Annotated in this window: 12 protein-coding genes; 7 read left to right on the top strand and 5 right to left on the bottom strand. The window is 54.6% G+C overall.

Going from position 1 to position 15,935, the window contains the following annotated elements:
* Nucleotide 1: 1 nt before the first annotated feature.
* The 5 genes from ACRZ91_RS19255 (at nucleotide 2) to ACRZ91_RS19235 (ending at nucleotide 8,921) form a co-directional block, all read left to right on the top strand.
* A complete protein-coding gene (locus ACRZ91_RS19255; protein WP_480907885.1) occupies nucleotides 2–1,012 on the top strand; it encodes a glycosyltransferase family 2 protein in 1,011 nt (336 codons plus the stop codon).
* Nucleotides 1,013–1,014: 2 nt separating this feature from the next.
* Nucleotides 1,015–5,631 (top strand): MupA/Atu3671 family FMN-dependent luciferase-like monooxygenase, encoded by a 4,617-nt coding sequence (locus ACRZ91_RS19250; protein WP_480907883.1) that lies wholly within the window; start codon nucleotides 1,015–1,017, stop codon nucleotides 5,629–5,631.
* Nucleotides 5,628–6,332 (top strand): 4'-phosphopantetheinyl transferase family protein, encoded by a 705-nt coding sequence (locus ACRZ91_RS19245; protein WP_480907881.1) that lies wholly within the window; start codon nucleotides 5,628–5,630, stop codon nucleotides 6,330–6,332. The genes ACRZ91_RS19250 and ACRZ91_RS19245 overlap by 4 nt, the downstream gene beginning before the upstream one ends.
* On the top strand, nucleotides 6,329–7,261 hold the full coding sequence (locus ACRZ91_RS19240; RefSeq protein ID WP_480907879.1) for a hypothetical protein: 933 nt from the start codon (nucleotides 6,329–6,331) through the stop codon (nucleotides 7,259–7,261). Before ACRZ91_RS19245 ends, ACRZ91_RS19240 begins: the two co-directional genes overlap by 4 nt.
* 169 nt (nucleotides 7,262–7,430) lie before the next feature.
* Nucleotides 7,431–8,921, top strand: coding sequence for an O-antigen ligase family protein (locus ACRZ91_RS19235; RefSeq protein ID WP_480907877.1), 1,491 nt, complete (start codon nucleotides 7,431–7,433; stop codon nucleotides 8,919–8,921).
* Nucleotides 8,922–9,020: 99 nt separating this feature from the next.
* Here ACRZ91_RS19235 and ACRZ91_RS19230 read toward each other — a convergent pair whose 3' ends face one another.
* The 5 genes from ACRZ91_RS19230 to ACRZ91_RS19210 form a co-directional block, all read right to left on the bottom strand.
* Complete coding sequence (locus tag ACRZ91_RS19230) at nucleotides 9,021–9,299, bottom strand: recombinase family protein (RefSeq protein WP_480907876.1); 279 nt, start codon at nucleotides 9,297–9,299, stop codon at nucleotides 9,021–9,023.
* Between the two features lie 171 nt (nucleotides 9,300–9,470).
* Entirely contained in the window at nucleotides 9,471–10,229 is a 759-nt protein-coding gene (locus tag ACRZ91_RS19225; RefSeq protein WP_480907874.1) for a hypothetical protein, read from the bottom strand.
* 36 nt (nucleotides 10,230–10,265) lie between these two features.
* Entirely contained in the window at nucleotides 10,266–11,222 is a 957-nt protein-coding gene (gene fcl / locus ACRZ91_RS19220) for a GDP-L-fucose synthase (protein ID WP_480907872.1), read from the bottom strand.
* A 3-nt stretch (nucleotides 11,223–11,225) separates the two neighbouring features.
* A complete protein-coding gene (gene gmd / locus ACRZ91_RS19215) occupies nucleotides 11,226–12,362 on the bottom strand; it encodes a GDP-mannose 4,6-dehydratase (RefSeq protein ID WP_480907870.1) in 1,137 nt (378 codons plus the stop codon).
* A gap of 582 nt (nucleotides 12,363–12,944) precedes the next feature.
* Nucleotides 12,945–13,565 (bottom strand): 2OG-Fe(II) oxygenase, encoded by a 621-nt coding sequence (locus tag ACRZ91_RS19210; RefSeq protein ID WP_480907868.1) that lies wholly within the window; start codon nucleotides 13,563–13,565, stop codon nucleotides 12,945–12,947.
* Nucleotides 13,566–13,953: 388 nt separating this feature from the next.
* Between ACRZ91_RS19210 and ACRZ91_RS19205 the strand changes: the two genes are divergently transcribed.
* The gene (locus tag ACRZ91_RS19205) at nucleotides 13,954–15,090 is read left to right on the top strand and encodes a Gfo/Idh/MocA family protein (RefSeq protein WP_480907866.1); all 1,137 of its coding nucleotides are present in this window, start codon (nucleotides 13,954–13,956) and stop codon (nucleotides 15,088–15,090) included.
* 3 nt (nucleotides 15,091–15,093) lie between these two features.
* Entirely contained in the window at nucleotides 15,094–15,918 is an 825-nt protein-coding gene (locus ACRZ91_RS19200) for a glycosyltransferase family 2 protein (protein ID WP_480907864.1), read from the top strand.
* The last annotated feature ends 17 nt before the right edge of the window (nucleotides 15,919–15,935 follow it).

Genomic DNA, 15,935 nt, shown 5'->3' with positions numbered 1-15,935 from the left:
CATGTCTGATCCCGTACTTCTGACTGTTGTCCTGAACTACAAAACGCCAGATATGACCTTGCGGTCCATTGATGCCGCAAGGAAGGCTATCGAGGGGATCGCCGGAGAGATCATCGTTGTAGACAATGACTCACAGGATGGGTCTTTCGAGGCCATCTCAGCGCATGTTCAGGAACACGGCTGGGATCAAGGCAATCGCGTTCGCGTCGTCCAATCGGGCCATAACGGAGGTTTTGGCGCAGGCAATAACGTTGGCATTCGCGCGGGCCTTTCGGATTGCAAACGGCCCGATTACGTCTACATCCTGAATTCCGATGCCTTTCCCGCCCCGAATGCCATCCGCATATTGCTTGATCATCTGGAAACCACGCCCGAAGCAGGTTTTGCAGGCAGCTACATCTTTGGCGATGACAACGTCCCCCACCTGACTAGTTTCCGCTTTCCTTCCATCGCAAGCGAGTTTGAAAGCAGCATCAACTTTAGTCCCGTCACCCGGTTATTCAAAAACCGGATCGTTCCCATTCCCATCCCCTCCAAAACCCGCCCCGTTGATTGGCTGGCCGGAGCGAGCCTGATGATGCGGCAAGGCGTTCTGGATGAGATCGGTCTTTTTGACGAACAGTTTTTTTTGTATTTCGAAGAAACCGATCTCTGCCTTCGCGCGGCACAGGCTGGGTATCGCACCGATTACGTGCGTACCAGCGAAGTAATGCATATCGGGTCAGTTTCGACCGGCATGAAAAACTGGAACCGGGTGCCAGACTACTGGTTTGACTCGCGCCTGCACTACTTTGTTAAAAACCACGGGGCCTTTTACGCTGCCTCCGCTACCTGCGTGCATTTGACAGGTGGCTTTCTGCACTGGCTGCGCTGCTTAATTACACGCAAGCGAAGCGGTGTGCCGCCCCATTTTTTGCGAACTCTTGCTTGGCATGATGTGTCCGCTTGCTTGCGCGGGCCCTTGCGCAAACGCAAACAGGACGCCCAGCCCAAGCCCGTTATTGGAGAATGAAGATGTCTTTCAGCACATTTCTGATCGGCCATGAATCCCTTGTCATTCAGTGCGGGGAAATGCTGCTGGAGGCAGGACACAACATTCAGGGTGTAGCCACACGCAACACAGATGTCGAGGCATGGGCCAAGTCGCACTCACTGCCCCTCTATGCGCCGGGCCGCGATTTGCCGGATCGGATCGAAGGGGTGTCTTTCGACTGGCTGCTCAGCATCGCCAATCTTGATCTGTTGTCGCAAACGCTGCTGAATAACGCCCAAAAAGGTGCCGTCAATTTCCATGATGGTCCGCTTCCACGCTATGCAGGCCTCAACGCGCCGGTATGGGCCATTCTGAATGGGGAAACACAACACGGGATCACCTGGCACATGATCTCGGGCGGCGTGGATGAGGGCGGGATCGTCGCCCAAAATCTGTTTGATATCAACGCCTCCGAGACCGCCCTGACCCTGAACACCAAGTGCTATGGTGCGGCGATCGACAGCTTTGCGGATGTGATCCGGGCACTGGAGGCGGATCACCCCCCTGCCCCGCAAGATCTGTCGCAGCGCAGCTATTTCGCCAAGAACGACCGCCCCGAGGCGGCGGCCCGGCTGGATTTCACAAAACCGGCGCAAGAGTTGGCCGCACTGGTCCGCGCGCTGGACCACGGGGATTATTGGAACCCGCTGTGCCGTCCGAAGGTTGAGCGCGATGGCCAGATCTGGCTGGTCGGCGCGGCCAAAGTGAGTGATCAGCAAACCGATGCGGCCCCCGGTACCATTCTTGCTAGCAGTTCTGAAAGCGTGACTGTTGCGACCAGCGATGGTGCACTTGAGATCAATGATCTGCGCAACACTCTGGGCGCGCCTGTGCCGATCGATGGCATTTTGAATGGTGGCAGCGCCTTGCCCGCATTGACCGCAGAACAGGCGATATTGATCAATCAGCATATCGCCGATGCTTTGTCATCCGAGCCGGAATGGCGCACACGTCTGGAAGCACTGCAATCCGTCGACATTCCTTTGGTCAACACGGCAATGCCGTCCGGTGCCCCCCGGTCACAAGCGCTGCATGTACCGGATGACCTTACAGATGGCACGGCCAAAGCTGCCCTGGCAGCCCTGATGGCGCGCCTCGGCGATAGCTCGACCCTCGACCTGGCACTGCATCTGAACAACGCGACGCCCTACCTCAACAGCTGGGTTCCGGTACGTTTTACTGCGGAACAGGCATTTTCAGAAGCGCAAGAGAGCTTTAGCCAAGCCATTGAGAACGCCCAAGGGTTGGGCCAGTTTGCCTGCGATCTTCCGGCACGCTTACCCGAGGCGGCGGCCCTGCAGACACCGGTGGTCGGATTGTCGGATGAGGTGTCCGTCGGGCTTGTTCCAGGTACCAGCCTGACCCTGGCCATATCCGGAGGGCAGACTGTTTTGTTCTCCGATAGCGGCCATATCTCCGAAGCGGCTCTGCATTTGTTCGCTGCCCGGTTGGAGAGTCTGCTTTATTCACTCTCTGATCCAGTCAATGCGCGCCTGCCCATTGCCGAGCTTCCCATCCTGCCAGATACGGAACGTGTTCAGATTCTGCAGGATTGGAACAACACCTCCACCGTCTATGACGAAATCACCTGCGTTCATCAGCATTTTGAAGCTCAGGTCGGACGCACCCCCGACGCTCCTGCACTCGTCTTTGAGAACCTGAGCTTTTCTTATGCAGAACTGAACGCCCTGGCCAATCAGGTTGCGCACGTCCTGCGCGAAATGGGCGTGGGACCCGACACGCTTGTGGGTCTTCATGTCAAACGCTCTCCGCTTTTGCTGATTGGTGCCTTGGGCATTCTGAAGGCGGGCGGGGCTTATGTCCCGATGGACCCGGCCTACCCTGCAGATCGAACGGCGCTTTACCTTGAGGACAGCGGCGCAAAGGTTGTTCTGACGGAATCCGCGCTTGCGTCGGCGCTACCGGATCACGGTGCTCAGGCTCTGCTGCTGGACACAGATACGCGGCTGGAAACTGCACCCACAGGTAATGTCGACAGCGGCGTGACCTCGGAAAATCTCGCCTACATGATCTACACTTCCGGCTCGACCGGGCGCCCCAAGGGGGTCATGGTCGAACATCGCAATGTGTCCAACTTCTTCACCGGCATGGACGACCGCATCAGTCGCGATCCGGTCGGGGTCTGGTTGGCGGTCACCAGCCTGTCCTTCGACATCTCGGTGCTGGAACTGTTCTGGACGCTGGCGCGCGGGTTCAAGATTGTTCTCAGCGATGACGAAAACCGCGCCCTCGTAGCCGGTGATACGGCCCCCGGAAAATCCATCACCGGCAAAGGGATGGAGTTCAGCCTGTTCTATTGGGGCAACGACGATGGCGTCGGGCGCGACAAGTACAAATTGCTGCTTGAGGGCGCGAAGTTCGGTGATCAGAACGGATTCTGCGCCGTCTGGACACCTGAACGCCATTTCCACGCCTTTGGCGGCCCCTACCCCAACCCGTCGGTCACCGGAGCCGCTGTGGCCGCGGTGACCGAGAATATCGGGGTACGCGCGGGCAGCTGCGTCGCGCCACTGCATCACACGGCACGCATTGCCGAGGAATGGGCGGTGATCGACAACCTGACCAACGGGCGCGCGGGGCTGGCCATTGCCTCGGGCTGGCAGCCCGATGATTTTGTTTTGCGACCAGAGAACACGCCGCCAGAAAACAAGCCCGCGATGCTGGAGGCGATCGGAACCCTTCGTCAGCTCTGGGCCGGCGAAACAGTGGAGTTCCCCACCAAAACCGGCGAGATGCACGGAGTGGTCACCCAACCGCGCCCGGTTTCCAAAAAACTGCCCGTCTGGGTCACCACTGCGGGCAATCCGGACACCTGGCGCGAGGCCGGGGCCATCGGGGCCAACGTCCTGACCCACCTTCTGGGCCAGAGCGTACAGGAGGTTGCCGACAAGATCGGCATCTACCACACCGCCCTGCGCGAAGCGGGCCATGATCCCGAAGACCACACGGTCACCCTGATGCTGCATACATATGTAGGTCAGGACCGCGAAGAGGTGCGCGAGGTCGCGCGCGAGCCGATGAAGGATTACTTGCGCTCGGCTGCCGGGCTGATCAAGCAATATGCCTGGGCCTTCCCGGCCTTCAAGAAACCGAAAGGCGTGTCGAACCCATTTCAACTGGATCTGGGCAGCCTGTCTGATGAGGAACTCGAAGGCATCCTCGATTTCGCTTTCCTGCGTTATTTTGAGGATTCCGGCCTGTTCGGTACTGTTGAGGACTGTCTGAACCGGGTTGAAGAGCTGAAACGCATCGGCGTGGATGAGATTGCCTGCCTGATCGACTATGGCATTTCGGTCGATCAGGTGATGGAGGGGCTGAAGCCTCTGGCCGAGGTGCTGCGCCTGTCCAATCAGGATACAGAACTGGCTGAGGATGACTATTCCATCGCCGCCCAGATCATCCGCCATAAGGTCAGCCATCTGCAATGCACCCCCAGCATGGCGCAGATGATCCTGATGAGTGACGAAGCCAGATTTGCCTTGTCCAAAATCAAACACATGATGATCGGCGGTGAGGCCTTGCCCGGTTCATTGGTCAAACAGATCAACAAGCTTTCTCCGGCACATATCGAGAACATGTACGGGCCTACGGAAACGACAATCTGGTCGACGACCGAAACTGCGACCGCTGGAGAGGGCGTGGTGAATGTTGGAACCCCAATTGCCAACACGCAGATCTATGTGCTGGACAAAAACAACACCCCCGTCCCCATTGGTGTGGCCGGTGAGCTTTACATCGGAGGCGCAGGCGTAACCCGCGGTTATTGGTTGCGCGAAGACCTGACCGCCGAGAGGTTTGTGTCTAATCCGTTTTCGGATGACCCGAACGCGCGGCTGTACCGCACCGGCGATCTGGTCCGCTGGCGGACGGACGGACGGCTCGACTTTCTGGGACGAGCGGACCATCAGATCAAGCTGCGCGGTTATCGTATTGAGTTGGGAGAGATCGAAAGCCTGCTGGATACACAGGCCGGTGTGCGACAGTCGGTTGTCATCGCGCGCGAGGACACGCCAAATCTAGTGCAACTCGCGGCCTATTTGACAGTCGATTATCCTGTGGATGAAAAAACATTGCGTCAGGCGCTGGCTGCGCAATTGCCGGACTACATGGTGCCGACACATTTCGTGACGCTCGACAGCTTCCCGCTGACACCGAACCGGAAAGTCAATCGCAAAGCCCTGCCTGCCCCTGTGGCGCTGAAACCCCGCGATGCGCAACCTGTGACCGAACCTGTCTCGGGTGGCTCGACAACACAGAAAGTTGCCGCAATTTGGTCAAGGATTCTGGGTGTCTCCGACATCAGCGGCAGGGACAACTTCTTCGATCTGGGCGGGCATTCCCTGCTGGCCGTACAGGCGCATCGCGAAATCCGCAAAGAACTGAATGTGCCCGGGCTCAGCATTACGGACCTTTTCCGGTGCCCTACTCTCGCAGCACTCGTCGAAACGGTCGAAAAGAAGTCAGGTTCTGGTTCGGCCGAGCCAAACCCGGCCCCACCATCACCGGAAAAAGCCAGCAGCCGCAGCAATGCCATGGCCCGTCGACGCGAAATGCGGGCTCGCAGAAGATCGGCGTGAACAGATGTGCAACTATAAAGGCCGAGATTCGTCGGATGCTCGGGCCGGATTTTGGTATCGGGGTTACCGACCCCAAATCTCCAAGCGCAGTTTTACTGCCTGAGGAAGAATCTGCGATCAAAGGTGCGGTCAACAAACGTCGATTGGAGTTTGCGGCCGGGCGTGAGGCCGCGCGTCGCGCGATGGAAGATCTCGACCTCACTCCGGGCGCTATCCCCATGGCCGCCGATCGCAGCCCGCTTTGGCCTGATGGAGTGGTCGGCTCGATCACCCATTGCAATGACATCTGCATCGCGACCGTCGCACACAAGGCTTCCAAACACGGTATCGGTATAGATATCGAACCTGACAGGCCTTTGCACCCCGACCTAGAAGAGGTGATCTGTACCCCGTCTGAACGGGCGTGGTTGGATACCCAAAACATAGAGCAGCGCGGACATCTGGCAAAACGGACTTTCTGCGTAAAGGAGAGTATATACAAAGCTCTCTACCCGCTGATCGGACAAGTAATCGGTTTCCAAGACGTGGAAATCCTGTTCCCGTCGCTGTCAGACAGTCCCATTGTGTTGACCATGCGTGATCGGACAACGAAGCTGAAGTTCAGGCATACAAGTCGAGCGCTCGGCAATAATATCTTTTGTTTCGCGGCAATCGACAACGCGGCTGCCGAATCCTTGCGCGGACTAGGGGGCGCCTCGTGATCAAACGATATATTCCCGCCAGTATCCTGGTGGCTGCGGCCACCATAGCCGGTGTTTTGCGCATTTATGGTGCAAGGCCGATTGATGTGCCCACTTTCGAAGCCTTGTACGACAGGCCAGGACCTGCGCCCACCATACCGCAGAACGTTTTCCATCTGGGGCATAGCCTGGTTGGTCCGGACATCCCTGAAATGCTGAAACAGCTGGCGGATGAGGACCACGACTACAGCAGCCAATTGGGCTGGGGTACACCACTGAGAGCACATTGGGATCCTCATGAAGCCATTAACGGCTTCGAATTAAGAAACACGCCAGCGGAATACAAAGACGCGAAACAAGCGCTCTCGTCGGGAAAATACAACACGCTGGTGCTGACGGAGATGGTCGAAATCAGGGCCGCCATCAAATACTTCAACAGCGCCGAACACCTTCACAAATGGATCCGGCTTGGCCGTCAATCCAATCCGGGCATGCGCATCTTTTTTTATGAGACATGGCACAACCTGGACGACAGGGAAGGTTGGCTGGATCGGATAGACAAAGATCTTGAGCGCTATTGGTTAAAAGGCATCCTGCGTGTGGCTCTTGGCTACGAGGAGACCCCCGCCCCGGTCTATGTCATTCCTGCCGGTCAAGTAATGGCTCGCTACGTGCGCGAAGTTGAGCGCCGTGGTGGTGTCGGGCCAATAACAAACCGAGACGACCTGTTCACCGATACGATTCACCTGAGCGATTATGGCACCTATTTAGTCGCTCTTGTCCATTACGCTGTGTTATATCAGTCATCCCCGGTGGGTCTGCCACATGCGTTGAGCAACGCAGACAATACCGCTGCAGCAGATCCCGGCCCCGAAGCGGCAAGACTGATGCAGGAGATTGTCTGGGATGTTGTGACCAACTATTCGCCCGCTGGGGTCGGTCGCAACTGATCCGCATTGCATATTTGGACAGATCACATGAATCATACGCGATCCGTGCCGCGGGAACACATCCGCGTGCCGGATCAAACTACCTTCTTGCCGACTGGGATCGCTCGGGACATGATCATGACCGATGTGACACCAAACCCTAAACCCTGCTGACGCCACGATCGGATCAATGCCTAATTCATTTGCCTATATAATGCTTTTGGTCTGGCCAATCATCATGGTCGTTTTGTTCAAGAGATTGCCCCCCCAGCGCGCACTGGTCATCTCGATTCTGGGCGGCTACGCAATATTGCCCACTAACACCTATTTCGACCTGCCGTTTGTTCCAACGCTGGACAAACACACTATCCCAAGCCTGACCGCCTTGGTGCTGTGTCTTACCATGGTGAATCAGAAAATACGATTTCTCCCAGATTCCCGCCTGGTCTCGGTTTTGATGGTTGGGTTCGTCCTAAGTCCGATTGTGTCGGTGACGGGCAACCTTGAACCGTTTTTTGCAGGACCCGTCGTGCTGCCAGGATTGTCCGCACGCGATGCGATTTCAGAACTTCTTAAGCATGTGATTATCTTGATCCCATTTGTTCTGGGCTACAATCTTCTCTCAACCCCCAACAACAAGCGGGAGTTTCTGACACTCTACATGACTATGGGTTTAATCTATTCGATCCCGATCCTCCTTGAAGTTCGGCTAAGCCCCCAGCTGAACAATTGGGTTTATGGGTTTTTTCCAGAACTCTGGGCGCAACAGATCCGATTTGGTGGTTTCCGCCCCAATGTGTTCCTCGGCCACGGGTTGTTAGTGGCGTCTTTCATCATGATGTCCCTCTTGGCAACCGCCGCGCTACTGCGAGGGTCGATCGGCAAAGAACGTTGGCGTAAGTTCGCTGTCCTCTGCTATCTGTTTTGCATTCTCATATTATGCAAAACGGTGGGTTCAATTCTGTTTGCCGTCTTGTTTGCGCCAATCGTACTGTTTGCCCGCCCACATGTGCAACGATGGGCCATGTTGGTCTGCGCCGCATTTCTCTTAACGTATCCAATCCTGCGTGCGGCGGATGCAATACCAGTTGACCAGATTCTTGACGTTGCCGAAATGATCCAGGCTGAGCGCGCCCAATCCCTGAACTTTCGCTTCGAAAACGAAAGGATGTTGCTCGAACGGGCTGCCGAAAAACCGTTTACCGGCTGGGGATTTTGGAATCGCAACCGGAACATGGATCTCGATACTGGACGTATTCTGACGGTCCCGGACGGGTATTGGGTTTATGTCATCGGAGTTCTGGGGTGGTTCGGGTATATCTGTATATTTGGTCTGCTGACTTTCCCCCTCCTCCGGCTATGGGCTAAGCGCAAAGAATGTACCGGTTCGCCGGATGAGTTTATTACGCACGGCGTTGCAATCATGATGAGCGTGAACTTATTGGACTTGATTCCAAACGCCCCCATTAACAATTTGACTTGGATCATGGCGGGTATGATCTTGGCAAAACCCACTGTTATTGTGCAGACAAATGCAGATGAACCCACCGAAACTGTCCCCCAGCCGGATCCAGCCAGTGTTACGCATGTACGCACGCCACGTGGACAGAAACAGGCTGGCGCCTCCGAACAACTGAAGGGCTTGCACAAGAAACGACAGCCCAGACAGATCAAAAACTAAAGGGTCGGTTATCAGCTGGGAACACCCGTGACGGGCACGTTAGATCCAACATTGTAGGTTTTTGTTTTTCTGGCCCGGCGCTGAGGTAAATTCTGGATGTCAGTGGACCGGCAAGCTTGGCCCGGCCACCAGATCACATGGTCGATCAACACGATGAGCTGAACCGGTTAAGGAACGGGCAAGGCGGTCATATTTCGTCAACACCACTACGTCACCGTCGCGGAGCTGATCCAACATCTTATCCAGCTCTGGACGTTCGGCTTTGGCTCCGCTTACTCTCTCAGAGAACAAGCGCTCCGCGCCCGCCTCAGTCAGCGCGTCGGTCTGAGCGTCAAGGTTCTGCTCTGTGGTTGATACGCGAGCATAACCGATGATCATGCCCCATGATGACAAAAACCTTCCAAAACCCCAAATGTTTTGTCACGGGTTTTTGGAACGGCTAACAACTTGATTGTTCGTGCAGAGATTGAACGTGACAAAAGCGACCGTTTAGGAACGGCTCCCATACATAGCCTTTGACTACTGCGATTAGAAAGACTTCCTCGGAAGCTACAAACGCATACCTGTACGACGCCACAACTCATCTTTGGCACCACGGAGCATTTCTTTTATAACTGGGGCAGCACCTTGATGAAAAGAATCTTGCCTTTCTCCAAGATTTGTATTGCTAGACTTCTGAATGCTTAGAACAGGATTCGAGACTAGGCAGATTTGATCAGTAAATTGCTTCCGAAAATGATGCAGCGCGCCGTCGATATACATTTTTCCACCCTCTGGATGTCCGGCCGGGCGCTCGCTTACCAATTTCAAATAATCCCTCAAGGGCTGTATTCCACGCTTGTGTACTGCGTAACAATGCGCCCATTTAAACCCGGCGGTTGTTTGGTAAACTGGTTTAGCCGAATTTCTGGGATGGGACGTCAAAAAGTGTCCGGGGAACCACATTGACCACTCGTGCTCTTCTACCTTCGATAGAAGGTAATCTTGGTAATAGGGTTGCCGCAAGCATGATCGAAATATCGCGTCATCTTCGAGCACTAAAATTCTTTCAAACCCATTACTATGCGCGTCTTCAATATTCTGTAGGTGACTGTAGAAGTTCCCCCGAACCCCTTTCGTTGGAAACCCACCAGCATCTTCACAGATGGGCGCTTCGGGGATGAACAGCTTGGAGCTAAGATCATGAACACCCAGAGCATTAATTTCAGCCCGGACAGAATCAAGCCTGTCGGGCCGTGATGGAAGATTAATGACGTATATTCTATCGAAAAAATCGCCAAATTTCTTAGTTACAACATGCTCTTTCATGGAGTGCCCTAGACGCCTGCGGCCCGATCAGGGGCCTTATACGCGTAATCCTTCCTGATCTTCCAAAAACCATTGGTATGTCTGTGCAATACCGTCCTCGAGTGCAATGCGTGCCTGCCATCCAAGTTTTTCTAGTCGACTAACGTCCATAAGTTTGCGCGGTGCCCCATCAGGCTTAGCTAGGTCAGTCACTATTTCATGTTCATATCCAATAATCCGAGCCACCGTATGAGCCAAATCTAGAATAGTAATGTCTGATCCAGAACCCACATTAATGTGGCTCTGCATCGGCTCGGTTTCGCTATTGTAAATATCCTGAGGGAGTTCAAGCACAAACAAGGACGCAGCGGCCATGTCATCCACATGCAAAAATTCCCTTCTTGGAGCACCGGTACCCCAGATCACCACCTGTTTTAAATCCGCTAACTTTGCTTCGTGAAACCGGCGCATCAAGGCGGGTAAGACATGAGCGTTCTCAAGGTGGAAGTTATCTCCCGGACCATACAAATTGGTAGGCATAACAGAACGATAGTCACGACCATATTGCCGATTGTAACTTTCACACAGCTTTATGCCGGCGATTTTGGCAATAGCATATGGTTCATTCGTTGGCTCCAACACGCCGGTTAATAATGCGTCTTCACTCATTGGCTGAGAAGCCATCTTTGGATAAATACAGGATGAACCTAATTGCAGCAAAGTCTGGACACCCGCAACGTGCGCTTGATGGATCACATTTGCCTCAATCATCAAGTTTTCATAGATGAATTGAGCGGGATATGTGTTGTTAGCATGAATCCCGCCAACTTTGGCTGCGGCAAGAATAACTTGATCGGGGCGCTCCTCCTCCATGAATTGCGCTACCTGCTCTTGATTTCGGAGGTCGAGTTCCGATGAAGTGCGCGTGATAAGCTCTATATTAGAATGTTTTCCGAGTGCACGAAGAATGGCACTACCAACCATTCCACGATGGCCTGCAACATAGATTTTCATCACCTAGCCCTCAAAACTCACCGGTAGCTCCATACCGTGCTCTTTCAATAATGCGTGACGGCGAGCGGTTAAGAGGTCTTCTGCAACCATCTCCGCACACATTTCTTGAGCAGTAATCTCTGGAACCCAACCTAGTTTTTCTCTTGCTTTAGTCGGGTCACCCAGAAGGGTATCGACTTCTGCAGGACGAAAATAGCGCGGATCAATACGCATGATGATATCTCCAGAACTCACAGCCGGAGCCAAGTCGGAGCGCGCCGAAACAACAGTCGCAATCTCTTCCAAGCCATTCCCAGAAAATTCCAGTTCAAGTCCCAACTCTTGCGCGGACCATGTGATAAAATCGCGGACCGAGTATTGGAGACCTGTCGCAATAACAAAGTCTACGGGCTCGTCTTGCTGCAACATCATCCACTGCATGCGCACGTAGTCTTTGGCGTGCCCCCAGTCGCGCAGGCTGTCAATATTGCCCATATAAAGGCAGTCTTCGAGACCTTGAGCGATGTTTGCTAAGCCGCGCGTAATCTTGCGTGTCACAAATGTCTCGCCCCGGCGGGGACTCTCGTGATTGAAAAGGATACCGTTGCAGGCATACATTCCGTATGCTTCCCGATAATTTACAGTTATCCAATAGGCGTAAAGCTTTGCTACAGCGTAGGGCGAACGCGGATAAAAAGGCGTCGTTTCACGCTGAGGAACTTCTTGCACTAATCCGTACAACTCCGAGGTCGATGCCTGATAGAATTTAGTTTTGCTTTCCAAGCCAAGAAATCGCAGCGCTTCTAGCAATCGTAGAGTTCCGATCGCATCAACATCCGCCGTATATTCCGGCGCCTCAAAGCTCACGGCAACGTGCGACTGTGCGCCAAGATTATAAACTTCGTCCGGCTGGATTTCATTCAATATCCGGGTTAAGTTTGAAGTATCCGTCAAATCGCCATAATGCAGTACCAAATTTCGATCAATTTTGTGAGGGTCCTCGTAAATATGATCAAGGCGGGCTGTATTAAATTGCGATGCCCGGCGCTTAATCCCATGGACCTCGTAACCCTTGCTCAACAAGAACTCAGCTAGATAGGAACCGTCCTGGCCAGTAACTCCCGATATTAGGGCTGTCTTTCTTTTCAATTTCTTCTCCACATCCAGTCTTGCGCATTTTGGCCGTCAGAAACGTCGGGGGTCTTTTCCGACTTCTGCTCTCCAAAAGCAATCTATCGCTTTCGATCTCACCGACGCCTGATTTGACCCCTGAGCCACGGCAGAACCTCGTTCAGGGCAACCTGCGGAGCAGGAGCTTCGCCGCCTTGAGCGAGAACCTGTCCGCGTCTAACCTTTGTTTCGTACTTTTTGATACGAGACAGGCGCATGGGTGTATTATGGCTGAGATCACTCGGAACTGCACGGGCTAGACAGAAGGCTATGCTTGGGTGCCGCCTTTCATGGGTCTGAACTTGTTGACTCGGCCCGCGCCCGTGCTGTCGACATCGGGCGCGCTTGATGTACATTAGATGCCCAGACGGGCAAGACGAGGATAGACTCTGCGGAAAACGACTGGGGGCAACCAGTTTTCCAAGATTTCGTGCCGGCGCGATTGGCGGTCGAACTGATCTTCGGTACCTGGGCGCGGCTTGAAAATAGTCGAATGTGCCTTACGGCTGGGGTCCCAGGTGGCCGTGTAATAATACAGCGCGATAGACTGGCGGGGTTCACCGTCGGGGTGGTTCACCTTCTCGGGGTTACCATGGACGTGTCGGATCCTGTCGAAAAACAGCACATGCGGTTAAAGGTCGGCACGAAGCTTTTGATCTTGGAGCTCATATCGTTGCTCCAGATCTCGAACGAACCACCCCATTCTTCACGCCAGTCATCGTTGAGATAGATCAGAACGTTCAGCCGGCGCTCGACAACCATTTTCTTGTGCAGGTTGAAATCTGCATGGATATCCAGATGCCCCCCGTTTCTTATCCGGTGAATGCCCGCGCCGAAATAGTAGGGGTCGGGAATCAACCCCTTGATTCCGGTCATTTCCTCCAGAAACAGAATAAACGGGCGGGAATTGAAGGCGTGGAACAGCTCGCGCGAATAGGTCGGTAGACGATCAGGATTGTACTGGGTTTTCAGGTTCTCTTGTGCCCGCTCAAATGTATCACTGTCTTCGCCTTCTTCCAGCGTGGCCACATCCCTCTGAACTCTGCGCAAAACCTCTTCGGGAAGGAAATTATCGATGCAAATATGGTTGTAAGGCTCACCGCTCTGATATTGTTCAGCAAAAGGGGCCGCAGCCGCGCGGGCATTGTCAACAGTGATACTCAGACGCTCAGGATCAATTTGATAGATCGCCATCTTCTTTTCCTATCTTAACAATAACGAAACTCGAATTACCGGCCAGCCTGTGCTGATATAGAGCAAGGTGGGTACAAAGGTGTTCTATCAGAAAAATGGAGGGATGCGTCCTATTCCGCAATGCGACATATCCATCCAGTTCCGACGAATATTCCAATGGGGTCAATGGGGCGCAACTGCAATAAAAGTTTCGCGATATGCAACAATCATATCCAAGGCCAAAATGGTGAGCTAAGCGAATCCTTACGCAGAACAGGGCGAATGTGTATCGGGTCTCCGGGATTTAAGGTCCGTCGCCAAATTGCGGTGGTATTACTCCAATTCTGCCCATATTAATTGCGTTGTAGTTTATGAGTTCTTGCCAGTCGAAAAAGAGTCATTCCTCTTTATGCCCAGGTTGTTCATTATCGGTACCGGTTACGTCGCAGATTTGTATCTGCGCTCGCTCAAACTCTACCCTGAGATCGAGATTGCAGGATGCCATGACCGAGACCCTGATCGAATGGCGCAATTTTGCTCGCACTGGTCGCTGCCTGCTATGGACAGCTTTTCGACCCTTCTGGATCAGCCCGCGCCAGGGGATATTCTGCTTAACCTAACCAATCCATCCGCACATTACGAAGTGTCGCGCGCGGGGCTGGAGGCCGGGTTTCACGTCTATTCGGAAAAACCGCTGGCGATGCAGATGGATCAGGCGCGCGCGCTGGCCGATCTGGCTGCCAGCCGCGGGTTGCACCTGGCCTCGGCGCCGTGCAGCTTTTTGGGAGAAGCCCCGCAGACCATCTGGGCCGGCTTGCGCGCCAATGTAGTCGGTCAGGTTCGCCTGATCTATGCTGAGATGGATGACGACTTCATATCTCAGGCCCCCCATCAGAAGTGGTTCTCGGAAAGCGGTGCTCCCTGGCCCGCCAAAGATGAATTCGAAGTTGGCTGCACCCTGGAACATGCCGGCTACTACTTGGCTTGGTTACTGCCGATGTTCGGGCCGGTCCGCACGGTTGTAGCGGCGTCAGCGGAGCTCGCAGACGTTTCGGATGTGACACCAAACGCAGCACCGGATTTTTCAGTCGGAACATTGTTTTTCGAAAGCGGCGTGGTGGCGCGGCTTACCTGTTCCATTCTGGCCGAGCACAACCACGAACTCAGGATCATCGGCGATGCCGGCGTGATAGAAATGGACGAGTGCTGGAACAACTCCGCGCCCGTACGTATACGCCGCCGTTTCTCCTTGCGCCGACGACTGATCAATGCACCACTGGCCCGACGGCTCCGGCTAAAGGGGCCGACCCATGCAAAGCTGGGGCGCAAAGGGGCTGCGGCAATGAACTTTGCCCTGGGTGTGGTCGAGATGCGCGATGCAATCCGCAAAAACCGCCCTTGTCGCCTATCCCCAGACCTCTCTCTGCATATGAACGAGGTCACACTTGCCTTGCAAAACGCCGGCGAACACGGTGGTTCAGTAGCGATGCAGTCCCGCTTTGATCCGGTGGAGCCCATGCCTTGGGCCGATAGGTTGGCCCGCTGAACCATGCGCGACATCTCAGTCATCATCCCTGCCAATAATGAGGAAGCCTATATCGGCACCTGCCTCGAAGCCATATTGGCGCAAGTTACATCACACCGAGCCGAGGTGATCGTGTCTGCAAATGCCTGCACCGACGCCACGGTCGATATCGCACGCAGCTATGCGGACCGGTTTTCCCAACAGGGTTGGCATCTGGTGGTTCTGGATTCAGACATCGGCGGCAAACCGGCAGCGCTTAATCGCGCCGACGAAGTGGCCTCGGGTAGCACACGGGTTTATCTGGACGCTGATGTTATCATGTCGCCGCCGCTATTGGACGGGCTGGCGCACGCGTTGAATCGTCCCGATCCTGCCTATGCCAGCGGTGACCTAAAGGTCAGCCCGGCGCAGAGCTGGATCACACGGGCGTATGGTCGGATCTGGACTCGCCTGCCCTTCATGACCGAAGGCGTGCCGGGTGCCGGGCTGTTTGCCGTCAACGCCTCGGGTCGCGCCCGATGGGATGTATTTCCACAAATCATCTCGGATGATACATTCGTGCGACTGCAATTCACCCCTGACGAACGCCTTCCGGTCGCCGCATCTTACTCCTGGCCATTGGTCGAGGGGTTTTCGGCGCTGGTGAGAGTGCGGAGGAGGCAGGACGCGGGCGTGGCCGAACTTGCGCGTTTATACCCCGGCATTCTGGAGCGCGAAGGCAAAGCTACGCTGACGGCAGGGCAACTGATGCGCCTCGCCTTGACCGATCCGGTTGGTTTTGGGGTCTATGTTACGGTCAATCTGTCGGTGCGCACTCGTAATGATGCTGCATGGAGCCGGGGTCGGTGAAGTGGCGCATGACCCAG

Source organism: Ruegeria sp. O11, assembly GCF_056535285.1.
This window is presented reverse-complemented; position numbering and strand designations above follow the sequence as displayed.